The sequence below is a fragment of the Paenibacillus plantiphilus genome (genome assembly GCF_927798095.1).
GTDB classification, from domain to species: Bacteria; Bacillota; Bacilli; order Paenibacillales; family Paenibacillaceae; genus Paenibacillus_Z; species Paenibacillus_Z plantiphilus.
In genome coordinates this window covers 1-3,655 of sequence record NZ_CAKMMF010000062.1, presented here as the reverse complement: position 1 = coordinate 3,655, position 3,655 = coordinate 1, and the positions used below count along the sequence as shown (strand labels likewise).

Here is a 3,655-nt window from a genome sequence, read left to right as displayed (position 1 = left end):
ATTGTGAACACCTCACCTTTTATTAGGATTATTATCTGTCCAACGTTACGAGGTGTCCACTTTTTATTCTAATTGCAAAAACCCTCTTACAGATGCCAAGGTATCGCAGAATGCTCTTCGACTACCTCCATAAGGCGGAAAAACCGCTTTACAGCTCGAAAAAATGGATCGAGGCGCGCTGTAAAGCTGAAAAACCCTCTTACAGATGCCAAGGTATCGCAGAATGCTCTTAGACTATCTCCATAAGGCGGAAAAACCGCTTTACAGCTCGAAAAAATGGAGCGAGGTGCGCTGTAAAGCTGAAAAACCCTCTTACAGATGCCAATGCATAGCAGAATGCTCTTAGACTATCTCCATAAGGCGGAAAAACCGCTTTACAGCTCGAAAAAATGGAGCGAGGTGCGCTGTAAAGCTGAAAAACCCTCTTACAGATGCCAAGGTATCGCAGAATGCTCTTAGACTATCTCCAGAAGGCGGAAAAACCGCTTTACAGCTCGAAAAAATGGAGCGAGGTGCGCTGTAAAGCTGAAAAACCCTCTTACAGATGCCAATGCATCGCAGAATACTCTTCGACTTCCTCCATTATGCGGAAAACCGCGTTATAGCGAAGAATTTGGTGACGCGAGGCGCACCGGATATTCGAGCTGCAAGCGATGGCAGATGCGTCCCGCACCGCCCCGCTGAAAATATCCCCATGGACTTACTCAACAGCGTGCTAAGCTCCCAAGACGAAGACGTCGACGACATCCTCCTAAAATGAAAATGAAAATGAAAATGAAAAAGAAAATGAAAATGAAAATGGGAGCTGGAGCTGGGAGCTGAGATCTAGAAGCTAGAAGCTAGAAGCTAGAAGCTAGAAGCTAGAAGCTAGAAGCTTAGGTCATTCCATCATTCTCGCATCTGAGATGGTTTCAATTCTAAGCATGAGGGTAATGAAAAACTATCTTGCTGCATATTCTACTAAAGCCGTATGAATAAATAGAATAATAGATGGAGAGGTAGATAAGAATGAACCAACATTTCAATCAGCTATTGCAGACGACAGGAGATTTGCTCCAAAGAGTACGACAATACGACCGCGCATCGATGAATCGTGAAGAGATTATTCATATGGATGATACATACCGGTTGCTGGCTCGCACCCAATGGATGAGGGACAGCGATTTGCTTAGGGAACGTGCGATTGTTAAGCTTCAACAGATGAAGTCGAGACTAATCACACTATTGGAGAATTTGCTCTATACGGCGTAATATTCTCATTCTTGAGATGTATATTTCAAATCATCCTTCAGACTGTTATCATCTTTTTCCCCATTCGTTATAGTCATAGCAGTACTAGTTAATATGGTGTTGACTACAGGATAGGGTGGAGGATTAGGGATGACGGATGAACGGAAAGTTGTTCTTGAAGTGCAGGGCTTGCGCAAATCGTTCGGCACTGTGAAGGCCGTGGACGGCATCGGCTTCAAGGTGCTGGGCGGAGAGGTATTCACAATTATTGGGACCAACGGAGCTGGCAAGACGACTACGCTTGAGATGATTGAAGGACTCCAGATGCCGGATGAGGGCGATATTACAATTCTGGGGTTGAAATGGGACAGGAGCAGAAGCGCGATCAAAATGCGCATTGGTGTTCAGCCGCAGACGAGCGCCCTGTTCGATTTGCTTACGGTGGAGGAGAATCTGGAAACTTTCGCCTCGTTCTATGACCGCCAGCAAAAAATTGACGACATTTTGTCGTACATCAATTTGACGGATCACCGGAACAAGAGGGTCAAGGTGCTGTCTGGCGGACAGAAGCAGCGGCTCGCGATTGGCTTGGCCATGATCAATGACCCTGATTTGATTTTTCTTGATGAGCCAACGACTGGACTTGATCCGCAGGCTCGCCGCAATATTTGGGATATTGTGCTCAAACTGCGAGCTCAGGGCAAGACGACGATACTGACAACGCATTATATGGAGGAAGCGGACAAATTAAGCGATCGTGTCTGTATCGTTGATCAGGGCCGTGTTGTCGCGCTGGATACGCCCAAGGCTTTGATCGGCCAATTGACCCGCGAGCGCGAGATCCATCTGACCTTCACAGACGGAGATGATCCTGCTGCCGAGGCAGAGGCTGTCACGCTGCATCATGCTGCAGTAACACGCGTGAAGCGGGACGGCGATCATCTGATCGTCTGGTCCGTTAAGCCGGAAGAAACGTTGTATAAGCTGTTTGCCTTCACCTCCGAGCACGGTATTCAGGTTGAACAAGTCTCCATTCGCGAAATGAGTCTGGAAGACGTGTTCATTGCGTTTACCGGGAAAGAGTGGAGGGACTGACGATGGCTGCAAACAATTGGAATCAGTTCAAGAAGCTGTTTAGCGCTCATTTCAAAATGATGTTTCGGGATAAATCGGTCTGGTTCTGGTCGATTTTCTACCCGGTGCTGTTGCTTTCAGTTTTCATTATGATCTTTGGCAGCTCGTCAGACAGTTTCTCAGCGAAGCTTGCGCTGGTGGAGCCAAGCAGCAATGCAATGTCCAAGAGTCTGCAGCAGGAGCTGAAGGAAATTGATGTGTTTCAATTCCATTCGGAGCATGCCGTGCCGCGTGATGAAGCGGAGCAGTGGTTGAAGGATCGCGATGTGGACGCGGTAGTGATCCTGCCGGAATCGGCGGCAAATGCCCGTCTTGAGCTGATCATGAATAAAGAAAAGCAGAACTCCAGTTCCTCCCAGGCGATCTCAAGCATTCTCAACAGCCTTGTCATGCAGAGCAATATGCAGGGGATTGCGGTGGGGCCAAGCCTTGAACTGCAAACGGCATACATTTCAGCTGGCAGCGAGCAGCTTGAATATACAGATTTTCTGCTGACGGGCTTGATTGCGCTCTCTGTTGCCCAAGCGGGGATGTTCGGAATGATCGATCTGGTGGAGATGCGGCGCAACGGTCTGCTGAAGCGGCTTATTATGACACCGGCCAAAATGGGGTTGTTTGGTCTGGGCGGCATCGTCGTTCGCTTTATACTCAGCGGCATTCAGATCGTTCTACTCTCACTGATCGGCATATTGGTTTTTGGCGCACATCTGAACATTAATATTACCGCATTCCTGACGATCTTCCTTGTAGGTACGTTATCCTTCGCTGGAATTGGTTTCATGATAGCGGCGTTTAGCAAGTCGATGGAAAGTTATTTTGGCATGGCGAACCTATTCAGCTTTATTATGATGTTTATAAGCGGAATCTTCTTCGATGTCAGCGCGCTGCCTGAATATATTAAACCGCTTGCGCATGTTCTTCCTCTTACTTATTTCGCAAACGGCATTCGTGACGGGATGGTGTACGGTTTCGGAATGATCAACGGTGCATTCTGGCTTAATATTGGCGTACTGCTCCTTTGGGGTGTCGTTACTGTTCTTATCGGGGCGAAATTCTACAAATGGAAGGAAGCCAAATAGCGCATTGCATTGCTTCTGCATTGGTCCAGGATCTGTCGGCTAGTACGCCGCCAGATCCTTTTTATGTGCGCCCAGCATGGGCGCTATCTCAAGGGTTCAAGTCCCGAATGGTGAAGGCAGTAGTAGCCATAGCTAAAGGCAAGGGTGTCCACCGTGAGGTGGGATCTGAAGGAAGCTGGCGGCAAATCTCCGGTCTGAGGAACACGAACTTC

Annotated in this window: 4 protein-coding genes; all 4 read left to right on the top strand. The window is 48.0% G+C overall.

Annotated elements, in window-relative coordinates; genetic code table 11:
- The first annotated feature begins 1,008 nt into the window (after positions 1-1,008).
- The gene (locus L6H65_RS26275; RefSeq protein WP_236347695.1) at positions 1,009-1,251 is read left to right on the top strand and encodes a hypothetical protein; all 243 of its coding nucleotides are present in this window, start codon (positions 1,009-1,011) and stop codon (positions 1,249-1,251) included.
- 129 nt (positions 1,252-1,380) lie between these two features.
- On the top strand, positions 1,381-2,325 hold the full coding sequence (locus tag L6H65_RS26270) for an ABC transporter ATP-binding protein (RefSeq protein WP_236347692.1): 945 nt from the start codon (positions 1,381-1,383) through the stop codon (positions 2,323-2,325).
- A gap of 2 nt (positions 2,326-2,327) precedes the next feature.
- The gene (locus tag L6H65_RS26265) at positions 2,328-3,443 is read left to right on the top strand and encodes an ABC transporter permease (protein WP_236347689.1); all 1,116 of its coding nucleotides are present in this window, start codon (positions 2,328-2,330) and stop codon (positions 3,441-3,443) included.
- Positions 3,425-3,655: hypothetical protein (locus tag L6H65_RS26260; protein ID WP_236347686.1), on the top strand; the 231-nt coding region annotated here is incomplete at its 3' end. The genes L6H65_RS26265 and L6H65_RS26260, both read left to right, overlap by 19 nt.

Excerpts from the sequence above, each read along its gene's own strand:
- L6H65_RS26275 (WP_236347695.1), top strand. The coding sequence starts at position 1,009 with ATGAACCAACATTTCAATCAGCTATTGCAGACGACAGGAGATTTGCTC.
- L6H65_RS26265 (WP_236347689.1), top strand. The coding sequence starts at position 2,328 with ATGGCTGCAAACAATTGGAATCAGTTCAAGAAGCTGTTTAGCGCTCAT.
- L6H65_RS26270 (WP_236347692.1), top strand. The coding sequence starts at position 1,381 with ATGACGGATGAACGGAAAGTTGTTCTTGAAGTGCAGGGCTTGCGCAAA.